Raw genomic sequence first — 21,480 nt, 5'->3', positions numbered from 1 at the left:
GGCACACACGACACTCCTCACCCTGCCGAGTGGTGGAGCGCCAGCAAATGTGGGGCGCAACCAGCTATCGCGTTTGGTTGCCTGCAAAAGATGCCGTTGTACGTGCAGTACAAGATGATTTGGAGCCGCTAGATAGTATCCAGTTATCAACAGCCCAAATCTTGCATACAGCTGCTGCCGCGAAGTTGCTGGATGCATTGGAAGATAATTTACTGCTGGCCCCTATCCAGTCCAGCGTAGTGCCGTTGCCACACCAGCTTTATGCATTGAACCGTGCCATGAGCCGGGATCGCATTCGCTATTTATTAGCGGATGAAGTGGGATTGGGTAAAACCATTGAAGCCGGTTTGATTCTGCGTGAATTGAAATTGCGCGGCATGGCCAAGCGCATTTTAGTGGTCGCGCCAAAAGGTTTGGTTAGGCAATGGCAAGCAGAAATGCGATTGCATTTTGGTGAAGCCTTTCAGTTTATTGAAGGCTCTGAACTGGCTGCTTTTCGCCAGTGGAAAAGCAGCGGCGCTGGCGATGAAGATAATCTGTGGCGCGTACATGATCAGGTTATCTGCTCGCTGGATTCAGTGAAGCCGATTGAAAACCGTAGAGGCTGGAGCCTCGAACAATTGAACACCTACAACCGTGAGCGCTTTGAGGATTTAATCTCGGCTTCATGGTATTTGGTCATCATCGACGAATCACACCGCATGGGAGGCAGCACGGAGCGTGTTGCACGCTACAAATTGGGAGCGGCATTGGCAGAGGCTACGCCTTATTTACTCCTGCTTTCTGCAACACCACACCAGGGTAAGACGGACCAGTTTCTTCGCTTGATGCAGTTGATTGATCGGGAATCTTTCCCCGATGAACACAGCGTGACACAAGAGCGTGTGCGGCCTTTTGTTATTCGCACAGAAAAACGACTGTCGATTGATGCCGATGGCCAACCACTGTTTAAACCCAGAATGACGCGCTTGCACGCTGTTGAATGGCAGTCACGGCATGCATCACAGCAGAGCCTGTATGCCGCTGTGACCGATTATGTACGGCACGGCTATAACCAGGCGCTAGCAGCCAAACAGCGCCATGTTGGCTTCTTGATGATTCTGATGCAGAGACTTGTGACATCCAGTACAGCGGCTATTCGAACAACATTGGAGAGACGCCTTATCGCGCTGGATTCACCTCAGCCACAGGGTTCACTGTTTGATAGTGAACAGACTGAGCCGGATGAATGGGCCGAACTGGATGGACAAGCGCAAGTGGATCTCGCGGTAGAAGCACGCCGGGAAACGATGGATGCTATTGAAAAAGAAAAAGCTGAAGTTGAATGGCTGCTCACATTGGCACGCGAGACAGAAGCGGCTGGGACAGATGCCAAAGCAGAAGCACTGCTAGACACCATCTACAAGCTGCAACAAGAAGAGAACAACCCTTCCCTCAAGGTGTTGATCTTCACTGAATTCGTACCCACACAGACGATGCTAGCGGGCTTTCTCGAAAGCCGAGGCTTTTCTGTAACACTGCTCAACGGCAGTATGGATCTGGATGCACGAGGTAGAACACAGAAAAACTTTGCACAGGATATTCGTGTACTGATTTCAACCGATGCTGGCGGTGAAGGCCTAAATCTACAGTTTTGCCACGTCATCATAAACTTCGACATGCCATGGAACCCGATGCGAATTGAACAGCGCATTGGCCGTGTAGACCGTATTGGTCAATTGCATGTTGTTCGTGCCATCAACTTTGTTCTGGAAGGCACAGTAGAACATCGCGTGCGCCAGGTGCTTGAGACCAAGCTGGAAATCATTGCGCAAGAATTCGGTGTGGATAAAGCCTCTGACGTGATGGACTCGGTGGAATCAGAGCCACTCTTTGATGAGTTGTTTGTTCACGGCTTGCAACATCCAGAGTCCATCGAGCAAAAATGTGATGACGTAATAACTCAGATCAAAGAAAAAATTGCTGACGCCAAGCAAAGCACGGATCTGTTATCGGATGAGCATGCACTAGAGGCAGATGAAGCTCGCAAATGGCGTGACCATCCCGCGCAATTTTGGCTGGAGCGAGCCATTACCAGTGGCTTGCAGTCGCGTGGCGGTTTAGCCGTGAAAGAGAATCACGCCTGGCGCGTGAAGTGGCTGGATGGCAGTGAGTCTACGCATGTCTGTTTCGACGCCAGAACAGCAGAACATAATCCAGAATTGGAATGGATAACGCTGGAAGACCCAAGAGCACGCGCACTGATTAGTGATCTTCCTCGCTGTGTTGCCGGTCAACCACTTCCAACGGTAAAAATATCCGGGCTGCCTGATGCCATTCAAGGCATTTGGTCATTATGGGAAATCAGCCTGACTGCTGATGGATTTAATCGGCGACGTTTCCTCCCTTTGTTTGTCGCGGATGACGGTAAAGCATTCATTCCTACGGCAAAACGTATTTGGGATCTTTTGCTGACCGAGCAAGTAGAAGCGCTAAACACCGCATCTGTTCCTGCTGATGTAAATCGAGCATCGTGGCTGCGTTTTTTTGACATGTCTTTTGCTGCCGCTAATACGCAAGGTGAACGATTATTCACCGAACTATTGGATGTCCATCATGCTCGCTTGAAAGGCGAACGTGAACGCGCGGAGTATGCCTATCATGCGCGGTATCAAACGATTGGCCGTATAGGTTTGCCTGCTGTTCGCGAACATCGCCGCAAGCGACTCGAACATGAATACCAAGCTCGTTTAGCGGCACTGGATGAGGCAGCTGCGTGCACGCCCGATCTAAAGGCTGTGATGATGCTGCGCGTAGGTGGTTCAGGAGACACTGTATGAGCCTATGGATTGATCGCATTCTGAGTGAGTTCCCTTCTGACCTTTCCCGGCTATGGATAGTTGCTGATCCTGACGGTGTTTTACTTGATGAACAGATATTATTTTTGCTGCGTGAACGTGGATTCGAAGTATTGCCTTTTGAAGATTCAGTGGCTTTCAGAGCTGAGTATGAAGCGCGTTATCGCGAAGCATGGGACTGCAACGAACAAGGCCCTGCCAGAGCCCTGATACTGCATTTACGCTCTGCGGAAACGAGTGAATTACCGTGGGATTACCTGCGCCAGGCACGTACCGTTTCACTGAGTCTTGCTAATTTGTTCCCTAAATTGAATGTTGGCGTGGTTCGCCAAATTGGCGCTGACCATTTTGAAGCGTTGTTTGAAGCGCAAGAAAGACATGCAACACAGTTACTGGGCGAAACACCAACCAAAGAGTTTGTACTCACCCATATTTACCGCATTGGCCCACACATTATTTCGCGTTCAGAAGATCTTTGGCGGGAGTTATTACGCCTTCACTATCGAAATGATGATATGCCAGTCGTTCTGGCCAATCATGTTGCAAAGATTCTGCGCGAACAGGATGTGTTCAAAAGTCTTCCTGTCGCTGAACTTTTTTCCTCCAAAAGCACCATGTTGCGCATTGTGCAGGATGCCTGGTATCGCTACTTGGATGATCTTGGTGTCACGGGTTCACGCGTGAGTGAACCAGCACCTATGGACTATATTGCAAAAATCCGCGTGCCGTTTGATCACCCTGATGTCCGTACTCTGGTGGATTCCATGTTTCTGGATGGCATGCTGCATCCTCTGGCTATTGAGGGTGTACTGACTGGCATTCCTGAGTGGGCCAAAGTCGGTGTTATTCAAGATCCTGCTGCACTTAGGCACTTAGTGTTGAACGGTGTAAATCGTCTGCTCGATCATCTGCCAACAATCGATTCCTCTTATCGGGACTGGAGCCAACTGGCCAAAAGTTTTGGCGAGATTTTGGCCAGGTACCACAGCCTGAATTCTGCACACGCTAATGAAATTGGTAGCAATGTGAGCCAGCTTCAGGAGCTGACTGATGGGCGCATGCATACATGGGTTGAGAAGCGTTATGCAACTATGTCATCACTGCCAGTAACCAATGGTCCAGTGATGGTTCACCATGTTCCTAGATTTCTCTCATTACGCCGACATGCTGGCGAAACCAAAGTGGCGCTGTTGGTATTTGACGGACTGGCTGTAGACCAGTGGGTTCAGATTCGCGAACGCATCGCTAAGCATTCACCCAATGTTGGATTCGAAGAAAGCACATGTTTCGCATGGCTGCCGACTCTGACTTCAGTTTCACGGCAAGCTTTGTTCTCTGGACTAAAACCCTATGAGTTCGCAGACACCATTGAAACCACAGCACAAGAACCCGCGCAGTGGAATCGTTTCTGGAAAGACAATGGTCTCAACGCAAATGAAATCTTCTACCGCAAAGGCATCAAGCGCTTAGATCAACTCGACGACTTAGAAGCAGAATTGGCAAACCCATCCATCAAAGCTGCTGGAATTGTGGTGGATACGGTGGACGAAATTGTACATGGAGCTGTACTCGGTAAACGCGGCATTGCTAACCAGATTGAGAGTTGGTGTGAATCTGGATTTGTTGATCGGCTATTCGGTAATCTTCTCAGTAACGGATACCATATTTACCTGACTGCTGATCACGGCAATGTTGAAGCGATTGGACAAGGCCGTCCTAGTAAAGACGCTCCAGAACAAAAAGGAGAGCGCGTAAGAATTTATCGCAGTGATGCATTGATTGGAGACAGTACAGAATCCTCTTACAATACATACAAGCTGAATATTGCCGGTCTTCCGGCAAACTACCAGCCAGTTTTTTCTGCTGAACGCACTGCATTTGTTCCAGCTGGCGAACACGTGGTTGTTCATGGCGGTATTTCAGTGGAAGAGTTAATCGTTCCGTTTATCAAAATCTTCCCGTTGTCGGATGCTGTATGACCGAGCCTTTACCCAGAATTGGCTTTGACCGATATGTCGAGTTGGACTGGTGTCGCGGTGCATTGCATGTGGCCGCTGGCCGCATCACATTAGAGGATCTCAAAGACACTGTAGCTAACTCACTGACAGGAACAGAGTCACGCAGAAAGTCCGTCGATATTCTCAAACGGTTTTGGTTAAACCCATTTCCAGATACAGCGGACTTTCTGCAGCGAGGCATACGGCTTTTCAATCAACAGGGTGAGCCAGCTGTTCTTCCCCTGACATGGGGTGCAGCTATTTCAACATACCCTTTTTTTGGCAAGACAGCAGAAATAACTGGCCGCTTGTTCCGACTGCATAGCGACTGCACGATTAACGAAGTGCAACGACGCATAGCTGAAATTTACGGTGACAGGAATGGCGTATCACGAGCAGTATCGCGCGTGCTTCAGTCACAGGAAAAATGGGGCGTTATAGAACGGATCGACAAAAAAAAGAGAATCACACCACTCGCGCCTGTCATCGTCGATGATGAAGAGCTGACAGCCTGGTTAATCGAAGCTGCGATTAGATATGCCGGTAAGCCGCTAGCCGTTCAAAGCCTGCAAACACTACCCGTGCTCTTTCCATTCATTATGACTAATTCTTTGTCTTATGTAGCATCGAATAGTCCCAATCTGGCACTTCGGTCAGAGGGGCCGAGCAATCAGTTTGTTGCATTATGTGAAAATAATTAAATGCTTTCTGCATGCCGCGATATCCATTCATGAATCGATATAAATTTCTTCATCAGTGACAATTATTTCTTGGCTGTATTCATATTTAACTGATTCGATTAACACGACTTCAGCGGCATCATGTACTTGCTCAATGACAGCGCGATCAAATAAAACAATGTTTTTCCCCGCGCCTACGGTGCTATTGAACATGATGCCATCAAATCCAATCTGCCTTATACAGTCCGAAATCAGTTGTGTGATGGAGTAGTGGGAACGTTCTGCCGGAGGTATCGTCTTATTCATTAACACTCCTAGGGTATTGAGAGGCTTATAGTTATCTAGTGCTTCATCACTCTCGAAAAAATAGAGGAGTTTAGTATCTGACAAGTCATAGACTTGCACATCTTCTTTTATACATAGTTTTGCAAGCGACACGCGATCGCCAGGATGCGGTCGTACTTCTGCTACAGCAGTATATTTATCAGTAGCACAGTATAAAAATGAAACGCCAGCCCTATTAACTCTGCCGCTCATTGCTAAATTTGGAGGAGGCGAAGATATTTCTGAATTTTTATAAGGCACATAGTGAAATTCCGTTTCAAAACCTAATGCTATGCTTCTCTTCTTTTCCTTATATCCCACTCTCGCTCTGTATAAAAACGTATTATTTATAATCGGTGTGGAAGCAGTATCTCTATATTTTTCCAGAATATTTTTAATACCATCTTCTAGATTAAAGTAATTTTCAACTTTTAGGCGCTGTTCGATATTTAGTATTTTTCTATCCAAGTCAGTAGAGATTGATTGCAATAGAGGGTTTTGATTGCTATCTGCGTCATAACCAGAAAATATACTAATGCCCTTGTCATAATCTTCATAAACGGGGCCTTCCGTGATGCTCATAACAATATTCTCATAGGCTTCATCGGAAGAGCTGCGTTCATGACAAAAGAAACGGTTGCTCTCTCCATGAAATAGAGATTCGTATCCATCTCCGCCCCAATGGTGATTGTAATCCCACTCGGAATAATAGAATCTGACTAAGGTTGTCAATGGCGGAGTAAAAGTGTACCGCCGGGGCGGAGCAAAAGTGTACCAGTTGGCACACGATGGTTTGATGTTGTTTTAGCGGAAGTGCGGTCTGGCGCAGCCAGACAACAAGCGTAGCGCGTTAGGGGTTTGCCGGGTTGGCGGAAGGCTTCCTCTGCCTTTTCTTGCTCTGGTTGAGCCGGTAGCTGTCGCCGTTCATGGTCAGGATGTGCACCTGATGGGTGAGCCTGTCGAGCAGTGCGCCGGTCAGCCGTTCCGAACCCAGCACTTCTGTCCATTCATCGAATGGCAGGTTGCTGGTCACCAGCAGGGAGCCGCGTTCATAGCGTTGGCTGAACACCTCGAACAACAACTCTGCGCCGGTTTTGGATAACGGTACAAAACCGAGCTCGTCGATGATGAGCAGGTGGTAACTGGCCAGCAGCTTTTGCGTACGCAACAAACGTTTCTCGTTGCGCGCTTCCAGTAGTTCGTTAACCAGTGATGCTGCCGTGGTAAATCCCACTGACAAGCCTTTCTGACACGCAGCCAATCCCAGGCCCAGTGCGATGTGCGTTTTCCCGGTGCCGCTGTTGCCCAGTGCAATCACATTTTCGCGCCGTGTAATATATTCACAGCGCGCCAGTTCATTGACCAACGTTTTGTTCAAAGTAGGGATCATCGTAAAATCAAAACTGTCGAGACTTTTTACCGCAGGGAACCGCGCCAGTTTTATACGGCGTTCCACCATGCGCCGCTCACGCTCTATCAACTCCAGTTCCGTCAAACGCAATAAATAGCGAGGGTGATCCACACCTTCATCGGCACACTGCTGCGCTACCTTGTCATACTCGCGCAAGAACGTGGGCAGCCGCAGCGCCTTCAGGTGATGCGCCAGTAATACCTTGGGTAATTCCTGCGCGCTGCTCATGCTGCCACCTCGGTTAACAACGCCAGATAATCGATGGCTTCCGTGGTTTTGACGTCTGCTCGCGGCAGATACGGATAGATAGCCAGATTGAGTCGTGGCGGTTTGCGTTCAATACGACACAACAAACAATGTTTGACGGCATCAAAACCGATCGCACCCAGTTGCAAGGCTTGATGAACTGCCGCTTCCACCTCATCAGCAGGAAAGGACTCCAGCAAACGCAATACCTGCACATATTCACGTTTGCCGGATTTGCCCATGCGCGCTTCCAGCAAACGCCGCAGGGTTAAAAATACCTCGGGCAATACCCAGCCTTCCAGTGGTGCGGCCTGATCCAGTGCATTGATCTTCTGCTCCAGCAGCGCCAGATAGTGCAACGGATCAAAGATAAAATCTTCTTTCGCATACGAGCGTTCATGCTGCGCAATCCGCTCGCTGCCGCAGTGAATCTCGACGCGATCGACATAGGCCTTGATCAACACTTCGCGATGGCCGTATGCCACCGGCACCGAGTAATCATTGTTGCGGTAGCGAACCAGCGAGAGTGAACTGACGCGTGTCGCCTGTTTGGCGCACGCATCGTAGGCTGTGGCAGGTAACGCCATAAACACGGCAAGATCACGTTGCATCCGTTCGCCAATCGTTTCTGTTTGGCCGCGCAAAGTCTCCTGCAGACGAGCGCGGCAGCAGGCCTCCAGATGCGCATTGAAGGCGTCATAACTGGCAAAGTGCGGAATCGGCACCATGAAGTTGCGCCGCGCATAACCCACCAACCCTTCCACTTTGCCCTTGTCATTGCCTTTGCCAGGACGACCAAAGCGATCGGCAAACAGATAGTGGGATTGCAGTTCGCTGAACACAGTGGAGCGAACCCGCGTGCCATTGCCGAGAATCTTCGCCACAGCAATTTTGGTGTTGTCGTACAGGATCGATTGCGGCACACCACCAAAAAAGGCAAAGGCCGCATTGTGGCCATCACAGAACGCCTCGGTTGTCTCCGCCGGATAGGCTTTCACAAAACCGGCATCGCTGTGAGGCAAGTCCACGGCCAGAAAGTGTGCCTTCTGCTCGACACCGGCAATCACCACTACGGCCTCACCAAAGTCGGCCTGGGCATGGCCGCAAGGGTGCAGCAGCGGCACAAACACCTCCTTGCTACGCAGGGTCTGCTCGCGCACATAGTCCTTGACGATGGTGTAGCAACCCGTAAACCCGTGCTCATCCCGCAGGCGCTCGAAGATGCGCTTGCTGGTGTGGTGCTGCTTGCGCGGGCGGGTTTTATCGTCGTCCAGGATCTGGTCAATCAGCCCGGTGAACCCCGCAAGCTTGGGCCGCCGCACCGGCTGAGTGCGCTGGTAGCCCGGCGGCACCGAGAAAGCCAAGGCCTTCTTGACCGTCTTGCGGTGCACGCCAAACCGCTTGGCGGCCTCCCGGATACTCAGGCCATCGACGTGGCAGGCACGTCGTAATCGTTGATACATCTCCACGCTGTACATCCTCCACCCCCTGCCATCTGCCGAGACGGCAGACTAGAGGAGGCCACTGGGGCGGTACACTTTTGCACCGCCGCGACCGAGGAATTCGGCCGCTTCAGTGGTACAGTTTCTCTCCGGCGCTTACAGGGCCGGGCTGTATCTTTACCACATCAATCCCTAAAAACATTAATTCCCTGCGCAGGGAATCAGAATAAGCTTCGATGGCATGTTTACTCATGGCATATGCACCATTAAAAGGTCCACCACTTTGCCAGTTTGTTTCTGAACTGATATTAATAATTCGGCCTTTAATATTCCTGTTCAACAAGGGTAAAAATATTTGGTTGACCCGATAGGTTCCCATCACATTAATATCCAGAAGAAGACTCAATGTCTCTTCTGGCATTTCTGAGATTGAGCCCACCCGTAAAATTCCAGCAAAATTTACAACACCGGCAAGGCTATCTGTCTGGCTTTTAATTTCATTAAAGGCTCGCTCTATAGATTTTCTATCGGTTACATCCATTAATAGAGGCGTGATTCCGTCAGTCAGCTCTACATTTTTTATCATGGCTGCATTGTTGTCTGCGACAAAGACATGAAAACCATTTTGAGAAAGTTTAAACGCCGTTGCTAAACCCATACCGCCGGCGCCGCCGGTCACTAAAACGCTTTTCTTGGTTATCATTTTTTATCCGCAGCAAATAATGTAATTAACTTGTGCAGTACATGACTGGCATCGTACTGTGGGTTGTTACCCAGCGTCATCGCAACCTCAGCCAAAGCAGCAATGACCATTCTTAAAATTAACCCTTTCTCTTCTTCGCCCATATTTTTTTCGATAAAAAAATTGGTATTGCCCAGTAGGTTCAAAATACTTGTTGTAACGGCCGTGTCTTGCCAGCGCTCTCTTCCCAAGATGTGTGTGGCATCAATGAGTACTACCTGAACAAACCATGGCTTTTGGCAATAATCCAGGAACAGATCCCAGATTTGCAGTAAGGAGGCGTCGCCACCGGAAAAATCCAGCGCATGAATATCCGAAACAAACTCAGCCTCCATCCGTTCTGTCACTGTGGTGAATAATTGCTTTTTATTCTTGAAGTAGTGATACACCGGCCCTTCTGTCACCCCGGCACCCGTGGCGATATCGTCTAAAGCGGTATCGGAATACCCTTTTTCCCCGAAAACTCTGCAGGCACTATCCAAGATCTTCTGCTGGGTTTCCTCCCGACGCTGGCGTTGGGTTTTACAGGTTGCTCCCTTGGTTTTGACCATTAGGTATATGCCTCTTCCAGATGGGTTTGCCCTAAACTTGAAAGATATATAGTATCACTATATATCTTAGGCGACTAGAAAAATGGGGAAGCGTTATGCCAGCTAAGGACTCAAAAGCCATATCAGAAGCACCACTGGAACAGTGTTACACCCCCGCCAATATCAATGGCCTGACCCTGAAAAACCGGTTCATCAAGGCCAGTACCTTTGAAAATATGACCCTAGAAGGCCGTCCCACCCAGAAGCTAAAGGACTTTCATGGAGAAATAGCAGACGGTGGCGTGGCCATGACAACGATTGCCTACTGTGCAGTCAACAAAGATGGCCGCGTTAAAGAAGGCATGATGTATATGGATGAATACATACGTGAGGAACTCACAGATCTCATAGATGACCTACATAAACGTGGCACTAAAGTTTCCGGCCAGATGGGGCATGGCGGTGGTTTTTCCCAGAGCAAGGAATTAAGCACTAAAAGACCAAAAGGCCCGAGCTTTGGACTCAATGCCCTAGGCATTGTGAACGGGCAGTTTTTCTGCGATCCGATGACACGGGAGGACATCGACAACTTTGTACAAACCTACCGCGATGCCGCTGTGTTTATGAAATCCGTAGGTTTTGATGCGCTGGAAATTCACTTTGGTCACGGTTATGGTCTTTGTCAATTTATCAGTCCACTGACCAATCGCAGAAAAGATGAATATGGTGGTTCACTTGTAAACCGTATGCGCTTACCGCTACGTGTTTTAGCAGCGGTACGTGAAGCCGTTGGACCAAACTTTCCTTTATTAGCCAAAATTAGTTTAACGGAAGCATTTCCTGGCGGCCTTGGCTATGACGATGCTATTGAGATTTCAAAAATGCTGGATGATGGCGGTATTGATGCCATCATAACCAGCGGCGGTTCTAGTGCGTTAAACCCACAATTTATGTTTAAAGGCCCAAGCTTGTTGCCGGCCATCTTGAGATTTGAAAAAAATAAAATCATGCGCCTGCTGCTTCGTCTGGCCAGCCCCATTATGTTTCGTGCATCTGAATACAGCGAACTGTATTTTCTGGAACAAGCTATTCGTGTGAAAAATGCGGTTAAGTGCAAAATAATTTATGTGGGCGGAGCCAGCACCAGCAAAAGCTTTGCCAAACTAATGGAGGCCGGTTTTGACTTTATCCAGTTAGGTCGGTCACTGATTGCCGAACCTGATTTGGTGAACAAGGCCAAAAACAATCTCAAATTCAAAAGCAAATGCATCCATTGTAATAAGTGTGTGGGCAGTATCGAATACGAAGGCGGCGTGCATTGCACACTGTTTAACCCAAAGTAAGAGAATGAAATGAAACTTTTAATCACTGGCGCGTTCGGCAACCTCGGTCTTATGTGTGTAGATCAGGCTTTGCAAATGGGTTTTCAGGTAAAGTGTTTTGACCCCGATAACAAGAACAGCAAGAAACTAGCGGACAACTATGGCAGCAAGATAGAAGTTACTCTGGGTGATCTTCGGGATGAAAAACTGCTCTATCAATTAATTGAGGATGTAGATGCCATTATTCATAATGCATCGGTACTTCCCCCCACTACTGAAGACAATCCTTCACTGGCTTATGACATCAATGTTGTAGCCTGTAAAAAACTGATCAGGGTGGCGGAAGTAACCACTAAAAAACCGACCTTTATATTCCCATCGTCTGTAACCGTGTTTGGCCTTCCTGATCAAACACAAACACCAAAAAAAGCAGATGATCCAGTAAAAGCCACGGACAATTACACAACACACAAACTTGAAATCGAAAACTTTCTAAAAAATTCAAGCATCCCCTGGGTGGTTTTACGTGTGGGTGTGTCCGTCGATGCTCGGACGCTGAAAACTGACAGAAAAACTTTTAAGCAACTGCTTAATATTAAAGCCGATAACCCGCTGGAATATGTTCACCCCAAAGATGTGGCTTATGCCATGTGTAAAGCAGCTTGTACTGAAGAAGCCGTCAATAAAATACTGCTGATAGGCGGCGGCGAATCTTGTCAGGTCACACACAAGGATTTCATCAACACAGCCTTTGAATCTCTGGGCATATCCTTACCTTTATCCGTCCATGGTAAGGGTGAGTTTTATACACACTGGATGGATACCACTGAGAGTCAAAAGCTACTGCAATACCAGCGCCATAACTTTTCAGCTTATCGCCAAGAAATGGCTGAGAAGCTAAAGATTGTTAACTGCATACTGCGGCCATTACGCTGGTTAATCAGGCTCATCTTGCCTGGCATTTTGCGCTTACTTTAAAAACAATTAACGCAGCAAGGTATTCAGACATCATTATCAGAATACCTGGATATGATGCTCCTAGCGTCAAGAAGCCAATACAAAGTGCCGGAAAGGTGACGTTGATTAGTGGTGCGGATTTTTGAGCATGTATGTTCCAAGTGATTAGGCCAAAAATTTAATACATGAATCACTACCGGTTTTGGAAACTATTTCGCAGCGCAATCTTTCAAAAGATCCATTGCCGCTGGCGTAGCTTCCCAATATTTTCCATATTGTTGCCAATAGGCATACGCTTGGCCTGCGCTGCCATAGATGACAGTGTCCGGCCTTAACCCCTTGGGACGTGGATGTTTTTTCTTGAGCAGCTCTTTTGCTACTAACGGTAATTCTGCAATCGCTTCCTGCAAGACAGTTTTTGCAATGCCGGTCTCCCCGATCATAACCAGTGCCAGTGCATGCGAATAGGTGACTTCAGGAAAAGTATCGTCCTGATACTGGCGACAGTGTTTGACTGCATTCCACGGATCATTCAATTCAAACCAGCACATGGGTAACACCCCTCGCACGCCCTGGTTATCCATGGGATTAATTGACAACAAGCGGCTGAACACGGTGATCGCTTCTTTCACTGCACCTTGACCCCAATAGCACAGGCCAAGGTGATGGTAGGCACGCAAGAAAGGCCTGTTGCTCCAAGAGCCCCATTCCATTCGGGCTGTGTCCCACTGAAATGTCGGCGGCAAGGCCTGCAATCCGATGCTGACAGCAGCCTGTGCTGCCATGTATGAAAATTCAAAATCCCCCACAGCGTCATATAACAGCGACAGGTGATGCATCGCATCAATATGGAAAGGATTTTTGGCAAGCAATTTACTGAACAGGGATTCTGCTAGTTGATCTTGCCCGCTATGCCAAGCATCCAGAGCTTTGTCTAAACAGGCATCATCCTCGCTGGCTGACGGTTGTTCTATGAATACCCAACAACCATCCAATTCTTCTACTTGCAACATTTCCTGGCGACCTTTCAAATGATCTGGTGGTTACAGTAAACCAGCGTATTGCCTCAACAGAGATACAGTTTGTGGCAGTTGTTGTTTCTGTAAATTGGTCAGAAATTCATCCACTGTCATCGGAGGTTTATTCAGTGCCATACGTTGCTCTCTAAAAGCAGTGCAACAAACAGCCGGTGCCATATCAATCTGGTAATAGATAAAATCATCTGGGTGGATAATTTCAATTTGATAAGCGGCCAAAAGATCTTCTGGAAAATCTTTCAGGTTGGACGTAACGATTGCATCGGCTTTGCATTTGATCGCAGCAGCCAATACATGCCGGTCATCAAGATCGGGTAGTTCAATACTTTCTATCAGGTTTTCGTAACCTGTGACTATGGCATCAGGAACATGCCTGTCCATTAGATCACGCGTTTTTTCCAGCGTTTCCCGTGAATATTTGCCCTGCCGTAACAGGGCGTTTATCCATTCCTCGTGTATCTGATCTGTCCAATACGCTTTGAACAAATTAGTAGCAGCGAGACGCAACAGTGCGTCCCGCATTGGTGCCGGGTATAAGACACAAGCATCCAAGATGACCGAAAATCTGGCCATTTAATGTTCGTATCCCATGCCTTGTTCTTGCGAAAAGGCTGTCAATTCGTTCAAGGTCTCTAAGCGAAGCTGATCAATGTTGGCTTTGTATTCCAGCACATCTTTCGCCTGCACGCGGCGATGCGAACCCACTTTGCGGAACGGCAGGCTACCCTTTTCCAACAGGCTGACCAAGTGAGGGCGGCTTACATTCAACATATTGGCAGCTTCTTGCGTGCTCAATTCGTGATGAATGGGCATCAGGCTAATGGCATTGCCTCTGGCCATTTCAGACAGAATGTCCAACAGCATTTGCAACACAGGGCCAGGCAGCACGAAGTCTTCTGCTTGGCCGTTGCTGGCTTTCAGCGTCATTTGCACACGGTCTGCGTCAGCATATTTGCTGAGCATCCGGCTGGAGATTTTAGCCTCTTCCACTTCCGGCTGGGTGGGCAAATGCACAATATTGTGGCTGGTACTCATCACGAACTCCTAAACAAACAATGTCTAACCACGAACAACAACCAGTATAGATTAAACGAAATAAACAAAATAAGTGAAATAACCGAAAATATTTATCATTGCGCCGGCGTGAATTTACGCGCCTCCAGATACTTTGTCTGGTTGTAACTGGGCTGTACTTTTCTCGGCAACTTGGTCAATAAAGTCGGCCCACTGCTGCATCATAGATCGACGCTCTTCCATGTATTCGGCTTGGTTGTAGCTGGCTCTCACTTTGTTACGCTCCGCATGAGCAAGTTGTCTTTCAATCACTTCAGAGCGGTATCCCATTTCATTTAACATGGTTGAGGCGGTGGCACGGAATCCATGCCCGGAGAATCCGATGCTGCCTTTGCCATTGAATCCCATTCGCTCAAGAGCCCGGTTCAGCGTGGTGCCTGTCATGCAAGTATTGGGTGTTCGGCGGTTAGGGAACAGGTAATCACCATTACCCGTGTGCTTTTGAAGTTCTATTAATAGAACTATTGCTTGCTGGGGCAGCGGGACGATGTGTAGCTCCCGCATTTTCATGCGTTCGGCAGGTATACGCCATTCTGCTCTGCCCAGATCAAATTCTGACCATGTGGCAGCTCGCAACTCGACGGTACGAACGAAGGTCAACAGCATCAACCGCATGGCAATAACGGTCGTGCGGTACCCGCCATGATGTTCTAGTGCCTTAAGGAGTTCACTGATCTGGTCGCGTGTAAGAGGCTTTTTGTGCACTGTTTTGGGACGATGGATGGCTCCGCGAAGGGCTGCTGCAGGGTCATGATCTGCTCTCAGCGTAGCAACAGCATAACGAAATATGGCAGAACACCATTGCCGAATCAGGAGAGCAACGGTCTCCGCCCCCCTGCTTTCTGCGCGGGTGATAACGTCCAATAACAATGCAGCAGTTACAGTTCTGATGGGCAAAAGGCCAATGAAAGGGAAAACATCAGCTTTCAGGAAGCCTTCTACCTGCCTGAGATAGTAAGGCGTCCAGCCGGGCTTTTCTTTTCTATCCACTCCCTAGCAACCGACTCGAAGGTGGTGGCATTCTCGGTATGGATCGCAAGCAATGTAGTCTGGCGAGTGTGGGCTGGATTCGCCCCCTCTTTGATGGACTTCTTGGCAATGTCTCGACGTTGTCTCGCTTCAGCCAGTGCAATAGCAGGGTACTCGCCAATGGCGAATACATTTTCCTTGCCTGCAAGGCGGTACTTAAGTCGCCAAAGACGGGCGCCGTTTGGCTTTACGAGCAAGTAGAGTCCGCCTGAATCGCTAAGCTTGTATTGCTTGTCTGCAGGCTTGGCGGTTCTGATTTTGAGGTCTGTTAGGGACATAAAGTATCGTAGTTATCGTGATTTCGATACCCCCAACGGTACCCCCAATTGACTGAGCTTTCAAGGAATACCTGAGACACAATGAGATGCGGATTGTATATTTTATTGAGGTTTTTGGGATATTTGAGACGTTCTGAGACGTTTAGAAACTGTAATTATGATTATCGATCATTAACAGCATTTACACAGTAACCTTTTGATTTTAATAGTGCTACGACTGAGCAAGCCGACATTTTCGCCGGTATTGATGGCGATGGATAGTGGCTGAACTAGAGCATCACACCAAACCAGTGTCCCGCTAACGCCGTAACGGCCATCGCTAGCGCACCCCAAAAAGTTACTCGCATTGCCGCTCGACGCATAGGCGCACCACCAATGTACGCACCAGCGGCTCCTAATACCGCCAGAAATACCAGCGAGAGCAGGGCGACCATCGTCAGCAAGTAGGGCGGCGAACACCACCACGCCAGCAGTAAGGGCAGCAAGGCGCCAACCGAAAAGGATGCGGCTGACCACAACGCCGCTTGCAACGGACGCGCCATGCCAGCGTCCGTTATGCCAATGTCATCGCGGGCATGCGCGCCGAGTGCATCGTGCGACATCAATTGCTCTGCCACTTGCAGCGCAAGTGCCGGTGTTAAGCCGCGCGCTTCATAGATTTGCGCCAACTCAATTTTTTCTGACTCATAATTTTTTGCCAGCGATTGGCGCTCTATTTCGAGGTCTGTTTTTTCAGTGTCCGCTTGCGCACTAACCGACACAAACTCCCCGGCCGCCATCGACATCGCGCCCGCCACCAACCCTGCAAAACCAGCCAACACAATATCGCTTTGCGTTGTATTGGCCATCATGACGCCAATGATAAGACTGCTGGTAGAAATAATGCCGTCATTGGCACCCAACATCGCTGCACGCAACCAACCGCTGCGATGTGAACGATGTGCTTCACGGTGCGTCATGCCATCACCATCGATCATCGATTTTCAAATCGATTGTAGTCAAGAATGCCGCTTGCTATCGGCTTCTGTTTTTCATAATAGCTGTGCAAATCATCGCTGAAACGCCAGAAATCAGGGTTTGTTCTTCGCATGGCGAATGTATCGGCCAGTGCTTTGTAGTCCTCTTCTGTCTTCATTTTTTTCAATGATGAAACAAAAGCCGGCGCACTATCCTCTGTCACTATAAAAAATGCATTGGGATACGCGCCGATGATGCCTGGTACAACTGTGAGGTAATCTTCGTTTGGGCGGCGGCGTTCGTCTGCTTGCAGCAGTTGCGAAATATTACTGTAACTGCTGTTGTTTAACAGTGTGAAGTAACGGCTTTTCTTGCCATCATCCACGCGCAGAATGCTGTTCTGTGGAAACACAGATAGTCCAGCGCCGCGTATATTTTGCAAGCGATTTACCATTGTGTGTATGTTTTTACTTGGCTCTTTCGTCAAGGAAAACTCTTGTGACACATTTTTACCGATACGCGCCGTTATCAATCTATACAATTCTTGTTTTGGTTTATCCGTTCGATAAACAACGTCTGTCTCAGCAGAAAAATTAAAGTGCTCGCCATAGAGATATTGTTTGACATTGTCGCTGGCTCCACGATACCAGCTATCACGAGTGGGTTTTCGTGCGTAACGCGGCAGTAAGGCCAAGAAATTGGCTTCGCCTTCCATGCGTAAAAAGTCCATATAAAGCCGTGTGTTGAGTTGATGTCCAAGACTACCGTAAACATCAAATCCTGCCGCTAATAAGTAATAGATGCGCTCCAACAATCCATAACTAATTAACCATGCTGTTTCCGGATGCTGCCCAACCATGCCTTTTACGACTGACGCACTATCGCTGTGTCGAAAAACGGTCAACGCGGCATTGTCATTGCTTGCATCACCGTCCCACACCAAATCCAAAGTCAGACCATTGCTATTTCCAATAACTTTTTGCAATGCGTGTGCTTTTGCACCCAAATAAGCCTTCTGCAACCGTGAATATTTCAACCAGTCTAATATACCCGCATTGCTTTCATCTTCTGCCGGCAGACGCAAATTTTTACTTTCTTGCGCAAGAAATTCCGCCGTTTCTTCTGGCGGCATACGATCTGGGTCGACAAAAAACACCCAGAAATGATCCTCAATGACGCCAAGTGCCACCTGGCCGCGACACACAGGCCCTTTAATAAAGGTGTCAATCACAAATTGCGCTTCATCCAACAGAAAACGATAGCGCGCTTGCACGGGCAACGCTTGAAACGCGATAAACGGGTTACCCGCCTCTTCCGGCGCATATGAAGGCAATGCATTTACCGCATAATCAACATCCAAAAACCATTCTATCCACTTTGCTTTGCGTGCACCGTTTAAAACATACGGCATATGTGTTTTTTCAATAATGCTGCCAGTCTCCAAGCGCAATCTGTACCAAAAAGTTACCGCGTTTGGAGCGTCATAAGGGCGGCGCGTAGCAATCTCTGCAATCGGCTCACCCGGCGGGGTTGTAGAGCGCACCAAACGAAAGAAATATCGATTCGTGGTACGCACTTCATCAAAATAGAGATGCGCCAAATACAAATGCTCGTAGAGATAACGATTGACTAGCTGCTGCTTGAGCGAGTTGCCATTAAAAAACATTTCCCATTGCGCAATTTGTTTTTGCAACGCCACTGGCAACGCCGGCTTTTCTGCCGCCGGCGAACCGGCTGCCAGCCAACTTTCTATCGTGGCGAACTCCTTACTTGATAAAGCCGGCAACCCAAATGGCATGCCCCACTGTGCGTGGTCTTTTTCAAAGGCTGGCATGTTTTCAATGGTTGGGCAGGTCTGTTTTCTGTCCAAAGAAAAATCAAATATTTTTGGATTTAAAACCTCCATATTTGGCAATGGATTTTTGCGTTTTAAATCGAGAACACGGTATAACACGCTGCCTTGCAAATTTGCTTCTCGCACATTATTGCGCTCGTTTAACACTGGATGAAATTTTTTATCGCGCCATTCCGACGGCAACTGTGCATCAATAAACAAGCGCGTCGGCTCTACTGCACGCAAATGATTGGCGTAAACTTGCTCACTGCTTGCGCCTCGCACAATACCGTCCCACGAAGTTAGGTTCTGCTGACAGGGCGCATCGTAACAACCGTGACACACCGTGCAGCGCTGTTCGAGCACAGGTCGCACATCGCGCCAATATTCTGGCGCGTCTGCAACGGGCTTTGGCGGCGCGTCATAGCGGGTTTTATCTGCCACACCAAATTGTTCATCCAATTTATGCAGCAACATCGGCGTACAACCCATCGCCAACAGCAATAACAACAACGCGGCAATAGTGCGTTTGTTTCTACGGCAAACAGTTCGTACTTGCTTCAATCGGTTTTCTTCACTCGGCAACTTGTTAGGCATCTGGACTTCCCATGGTTTGGTAGACAGTACTGGCCTATGATTCTTTCATAGGAGCAAGCCATGAGTATTGAATGTTTTCCGCCCGAATTTAAAGAAGAGGCCGTACGACAAATTGTCGATCGAGGTTATTCCGTTGCTGAAGTTTCCCAGCGATTAGGCGTCTCTACGCACAGTTTGTACAAATGGGTCAAAGCAATCAAGCCTGACAAATCGGATCAGCAGGCCACAGAATTACTGGCCGCCAAGACTGAAATTCTTAGATTGCGCGCTCAATTGCAACGGACAGAAGAGGAGCGCGACATACTAAAAAAGGCCGCTCGGTACTTTGCGCGGGAGCACGAGTAAAGTACCGATTCATTAATGACCACAGCCATGAATTTTGTATTGCTGTGATGTGCAGGCTATTGGGTGTTTCACGCTCGGGTTTTTATGCATGGGTGCACAAACCACTGTCGAATCGAGCCATTGAAAATCAACGGTTGTTGACAGTGATTAGGGCTTCTTACGATGCCAGTGGCGGCGTGTATGGTGCACCACGGATATTGGCGGATTTGCGTGAAGCGGGTGAAACCTGTAGCAAGCATCGCGTGGCGCGTATTATGCGCACAAACAAAATAGCTGCTATTAGAGGTTATAAATCGCCACGAGCGCGGCGCGGAAGACCATCTATACTGGCTCCCAACACACTCAATCGAGAATTTACAGTGGATCAGCCGGATCGTGCGTGGGTGACCGACATCACCTACATCCGAACATGGCAAGGCTGGCTCTACTTGGCGGTTGTGTTGGATTTACATTCGCGGAAAGTTGTTGGGTGGTCTATGAAGCCCACCATTGCGCGCGAATTGGTTTTGGATGCGCTAATGATGGCGCTTTGGCGCAGAAAACCAACGCAAACTGTATTGGTGCATTCGGATCAAGGCAGCCAATACGGCAGCGATGATTGGCGCCGTTTCTGTGGCGCTAACCGCCTTGAGCCCAGCATGAGCCGTCGCGGTAACTGCTGGGACAATGCCGTAGCGGAATCGTTCTTTAGCAGTTTAAAAAAGGAGCGTATTCGTAAACGGATATATAAAACCCGTGATTTAGCACGCGCAGATATCTTCGATTACATCGAGGTGTTCTACAATCGAACCCGACGCCACAGTCACCTCGGTGGCGTCAGTCCCGAGGCATTTGAACATGCCTCCATTTGAGGCTAGTGGCTGTCATGCTTTCCGTGGGAAGTCCAAAACCCTTTCTTGTGGTTGTGGTGAACAACAACAGTCTGTCGAAACGGCAAGTCCGTCGATGGGTAAAGCCGATAACAATTCTGATCCTTGTGATCGCTTGAGCGCTTGGCTCCCATCGTGCGAATTACAGAATGGCCAACGTGCATGACACGCAACCAAAGGCCGAATAGTCGAATGCAACCGCTACATCGACGCTGTTAAAAAAGTTTTATTCACCGCTTGCAGGAGGAGTCCATATACGACTTGTTAGGGGCTCTATTGACTAATGCGTCACTGTCAAAGTACCATAATTCGGTATTTATTGGTAATTTGCGAGGTTTAAACATGGCCAAAAATACCAGCATTAGCCTTGGCGAGCACTTTGACGGCTTTATTGCACACCAACTGGAGAGTGGGCGCTATGGTTCTGCCAGCGAAGTGGTACGCGCAGCGCTGAGATTGCTTGAAAACTCTGAAAGCAAATTGGATGCCCTGCGCCGCATGCTGAACGAAGGCGAACAAAGCGGGTTGACCGATTACAGCTATAGTGCGTTTATCGCCGAACTGGATAACGGTAGCAGATGAAGGTATTTGCGCTAACCCATAAAGCCAAAGAAGATTTGTACGCGATTGCTCTTTTTACCGAAAAAACCTGGGGAAGAGAACAACGCAACTTGTACATTAAACAATTGGACGAAGCGTTCCATATGCTGGCAGATACTCCTCTGGCTGGCAAAGCCTGTGACAATATAAAAGCTGGTTACAAAAAATTTCCGCAAGGCAGCCATATTATTTTCTACAAAGTTGGCAGCCAAACCAGCATTGAAATTATTCGTATTCTGCACAAACACATGGATGTTGATGCGCAGCTAAGCCCCTAACGCAGAGCTAAGGGGCAGCGAAGGGCGGCGCGTAAAATGCGAAGCATGCGCCGATTGAGGCTGTCCAGCGAACGAATGTGAGCGGCCTTGAGTG

General features: G+C 48.4%; 19 protein-coding genes and 1 pseudogene. 9 read left to right on the top strand and 11 right to left on the bottom strand.

Going from position 1 to position 21,480, the window contains the following annotated elements; translation table 11 throughout:
• The first annotated feature begins 47 nt into the window (after positions 1–47).
• Genes IPK30_05465 through IPK30_05455 form a run of 3 tightly spaced genes read left to right on the top strand, consistent with a single transcriptional unit; the run spans position 48 to position 5,535 of the window.
• A complete protein-coding gene (locus IPK30_05465) occupies positions 48–2,819 on the top strand; it encodes a DEAD/DEAH box helicase family protein (protein MBK8102730.1) in 2,772 nt (923 codons plus the stop codon).
• On the top strand, positions 2,816–4,816 hold the full coding sequence (pglZ, locus tag IPK30_05460) for a BREX-3 system phosphatase PglZ (protein MBK8102729.1): 2,001 nt from the start codon (positions 2,816–2,818) through the stop codon (positions 4,814–4,816). Before IPK30_05465 ends, pglZ begins: the two co-directional genes overlap by 4 nt.
• Positions 4,813–5,535 (top strand): hypothetical protein, encoded by a 723-nt coding sequence (locus IPK30_05455; protein ID MBK8102728.1) that lies wholly within the window; start codon positions 4,813–4,815, stop codon positions 5,533–5,535. Before pglZ ends, IPK30_05455 begins: the two co-directional genes overlap by 4 nt.
• Positions 5,536–5,562: 27 nt before the next feature.
• Here the strand turns inward: IPK30_05455 and IPK30_05450 are convergent, their stop codons facing one another.
• The 5 genes from IPK30_05450 to IPK30_05430 form a co-directional block, all read right to left on the bottom strand.
• Positions 5,563–6,420, bottom strand: a complete 858-nt coding sequence (locus tag IPK30_05450) for an RES family NAD+ phosphorylase (GenBank protein MBK8102727.1) — start codon at positions 6,418–6,420, stop codon at positions 5,563–5,565.
• 268 nt (positions 6,421–6,688) lie between these two features.
• Entirely contained in the window at positions 6,689–7,477 is a 789-nt protein-coding gene (locus IPK30_05445) for an ATP-binding protein (protein MBK8102726.1), read from the bottom strand.
• Complete coding sequence (locus tag IPK30_05440; protein MBK8102725.1) at positions 7,474–8,973, bottom strand: IS21 family transposase; 1,500 nt, start codon at positions 8,971–8,973, stop codon at positions 7,474–7,476. Before IPK30_05440 ends, IPK30_05445 begins: the two co-directional genes overlap by 4 nt.
• Positions 8,974–9,067: 94 nt before the next feature.
• The gene (locus IPK30_05435) at positions 9,068–9,640 is read right to left on the bottom strand and encodes an SDR family NAD(P)-dependent oxidoreductase (protein ID MBK8102724.1); all 573 of its coding nucleotides are present in this window, start codon (positions 9,638–9,640) and stop codon (positions 9,068–9,070) included.
• The gene (locus IPK30_05430) at positions 9,637–10,230 is read right to left on the bottom strand and encodes a TetR family transcriptional regulator (GenBank protein MBK8102723.1); all 594 of its coding nucleotides are present in this window, start codon (positions 10,228–10,230) and stop codon (positions 9,637–9,639) included. Before IPK30_05430 ends, IPK30_05435 begins: the two co-directional genes overlap by 4 nt.
• A gap of 95 nt (positions 10,231–10,325) precedes the next feature.
• Here IPK30_05430 and IPK30_05425 point away from each other — a divergent pair, with 95 nt between their 5' ends.
• Positions 10,326–11,552: an NADH:flavin oxidoreductase gene (locus IPK30_05425; protein MBK8102722.1), complete on the top strand. Its 1,227-nt coding sequence runs from the start codon at positions 10,326–10,328 to the stop codon at positions 11,550–11,552.
• A 9-nt stretch (positions 11,553–11,561) separates the two neighbouring features.
• Positions 11,562–12,509, top strand: a complete 948-nt coding sequence (locus IPK30_05420) for an NAD(P)-dependent oxidoreductase (GenBank protein ID MBK8102721.1) — start codon at positions 11,562–11,564, stop codon at positions 12,507–12,509.
• A 188-nt stretch (positions 12,510–12,697) separates the two neighbouring features.
• Here IPK30_05420 and IPK30_05415 read toward each other — a convergent pair whose 3' ends face one another.
• The 6 genes and pseudogenes from IPK30_05415 to IPK30_05390 form a co-directional block, all read right to left on the bottom strand.
• A complete protein-coding gene (locus tag IPK30_05415; GenBank protein MBK8102720.1) occupies positions 12,698–13,501 on the bottom strand; it encodes a hypothetical protein in 804 nt (267 codons plus the stop codon).
• A 30-nt stretch (positions 13,502–13,531) separates the two neighbouring features.
• Positions 13,532–14,098 (bottom strand): PIN domain-containing protein, encoded by a 567-nt coding sequence (locus IPK30_05410; GenBank protein ID MBK8102719.1) that lies wholly within the window; start codon positions 14,096–14,098, stop codon positions 13,532–13,534.
• A complete protein-coding gene (locus tag IPK30_05405) occupies positions 14,099–14,560 on the bottom strand; it encodes a helix-turn-helix domain-containing protein (GenBank protein MBK8102718.1) in 462 nt (153 codons plus the stop codon).
• A 114-nt stretch (positions 14,561–14,674) separates the two neighbouring features.
• A pseudogene (locus IPK30_05400) lies at positions 14,675–15,906 on the bottom strand (tyrosine-type recombinase/integrase).
• 269 nt (positions 15,907–16,175) lie between these two features.
• Positions 16,176–16,865 carry a VIT family protein gene (locus tag IPK30_05395; GenBank protein MBK8102717.1) on the bottom strand — a complete coding sequence of 230 codons (690 nt, stop codon included), beginning with the start codon at positions 16,863–16,865 and terminating at the stop codon, positions 16,176–16,178.
• Between the two features lie 14 nt (positions 16,866–16,879).
• Positions 16,880–19,294, bottom strand: a complete 2,415-nt coding sequence (locus IPK30_05390; protein MBK8102716.1) for a fatty acid cis/trans isomerase — start codon at positions 19,292–19,294, stop codon at positions 16,880–16,882.
• 60 nt (positions 19,295–19,354) lie between these two features.
• On the opposite strand from IPK30_05390, the gene IPK30_05385 reads away from it, so the two are divergent.
• The 4 genes from IPK30_05385 (at position 19,355) to IPK30_05370 (ending at position 21,386) form a co-directional block, all read left to right on the top strand.
• Positions 19,355–19,639, top strand: coding sequence for a transposase (locus IPK30_05385; GenBank protein ID MBK8102715.1), 285 nt, complete (start codon positions 19,355–19,357; stop codon positions 19,637–19,639).
• Positions 19,567–20,490: an IS3 family transposase gene (locus tag IPK30_05380; GenBank protein ID MBK8102714.1), complete on the top strand. Its 924-nt coding sequence runs from the start codon at positions 19,567–19,569 to the stop codon at positions 20,488–20,490. The genes IPK30_05385 and IPK30_05380 overlap by 73 nt, the downstream gene beginning before the upstream one ends.
• A gap of 360 nt (positions 20,491–20,850) precedes the next feature.
• The gene (locus IPK30_05375; GenBank protein ID MBK8102713.1) at positions 20,851–21,090 is read left to right on the top strand and encodes a type II toxin-antitoxin system ParD family antitoxin; all 240 of its coding nucleotides are present in this window, start codon (positions 20,851–20,853) and stop codon (positions 21,088–21,090) included.
• Entirely contained in the window at positions 21,087–21,386 is a 300-nt protein-coding gene (locus IPK30_05370; protein ID MBK8102712.1) for a type II toxin-antitoxin system RelE/ParE family toxin, read from the top strand. The genes IPK30_05375 and IPK30_05370 overlap by 4 nt, the downstream gene beginning before the upstream one ends.
• Positions 21,387–21,480 lie beyond the last annotated feature (94 nt).

Source organism: Cellvibrionales bacterium (assembly GCA_016713115.1).
Classification (GTDB): Bacteria; Pseudomonadota; Gammaproteobacteria; order Pseudomonadales; family UBA7239; genus UBA7239.
This window is presented reverse-complemented; position numbering and strand designations above follow the sequence as displayed.

Bases quoted from the DNA above. Each gene is read 5' to 3' on its own strand.
- IPK30_05435 (MBK8102724.1), bottom strand. From the start codon at position 9,640: ATGATAACCAAGAAAAGCGTTTTAGTGACCGGCGGCGCCGGCGGTATG.
- IPK30_05425 (MBK8102722.1), top strand. From the start codon at position 10,326: ATGCCAGCTAAGGACTCAAAAGCCATATCAGAAGCACCACTGGAACAG.
- IPK30_05385 (MBK8102715.1), top strand. From the start codon at position 19,355: ATGAGTATTGAATGTTTTCCGCCCGAATTTAAAGAAGAGGCCGTACGA.
- IPK30_05420 (MBK8102721.1), top strand. From the start codon at position 11,562: ATGAAACTTTTAATCACTGGCGCGTTCGGCAACCTCGGTCTTATGTGT.
- pglZ (MBK8102729.1), top strand. From the start codon at position 2,816: ATGAGCCTATGGATTGATCGCATTCTGAGTGAGTTCCCTTCTGACCTT.
- IPK30_05430 (MBK8102723.1), bottom strand. From the start codon at position 10,230: ATGGTCAAAACCAAGGGAGCAACCTGTAAAACCCAACGCCAGCGTCGG.
- IPK30_05450 (MBK8102727.1), bottom strand. From the start codon at position 6,420: ATGAGCATCACGGAAGGCCCCGTTTATGAAGATTATGACAAGGGCATT.
- IPK30_05395 (MBK8102717.1), bottom strand. From the start codon at position 16,865: ATGACGCACCGTGAAGCACATCGTTCACATCGCAGCGGTTGGTTGCGT.
- IPK30_05455 (MBK8102728.1), top strand. From the start codon at position 4,813: ATGACCGAGCCTTTACCCAGAATTGGCTTTGACCGATATGTCGAGTTG.
- IPK30_05405 (MBK8102718.1), bottom strand. From the start codon at position 14,560: ATGAGTACCAGCCACAATATTGTGCATTTGCCCACCCAGCCGGAAGTG.
- IPK30_05375 (MBK8102713.1), top strand. From the start codon at position 20,851: ATGGCCAAAAATACCAGCATTAGCCTTGGCGAGCACTTTGACGGCTTT.
- IPK30_05465 (MBK8102730.1), top strand. From the start codon at position 48: ATGTGGGGCGCAACCAGCTATCGCGTTTGGTTGCCTGCAAAAGATGCC.
- IPK30_05445 (MBK8102726.1), bottom strand. From the start codon at position 7,477: ATGAGCAGCGCGCAGGAATTACCCAAGGTATTACTGGCGCATCACCTG.
- IPK30_05370 (MBK8102712.1), top strand. From the start codon at position 21,087: ATGAAGGTATTTGCGCTAACCCATAAAGCCAAAGAAGATTTGTACGCG.
- IPK30_05410 (MBK8102719.1), bottom strand. From the start codon at position 14,098: ATGGCCAGATTTTCGGTCATCTTGGATGCTTGTGTCTTATACCCGGCA.
- IPK30_05440 (MBK8102725.1), bottom strand. From the start codon at position 8,973: ATGTACAGCGTGGAGATGTATCAACGATTACGACGTGCCTGCCACGTC.
- IPK30_05390 (MBK8102716.1), bottom strand. From the start codon at position 19,294: ATGCCTAACAAGTTGCCGAGTGAAGAAAACCGATTGAAGCAAGTACGA.
- IPK30_05415 (MBK8102720.1), bottom strand. From the start codon at position 13,501: ATGTTGCAAGTAGAAGAATTGGATGGTTGTTGGGTATTCATAGAACAA.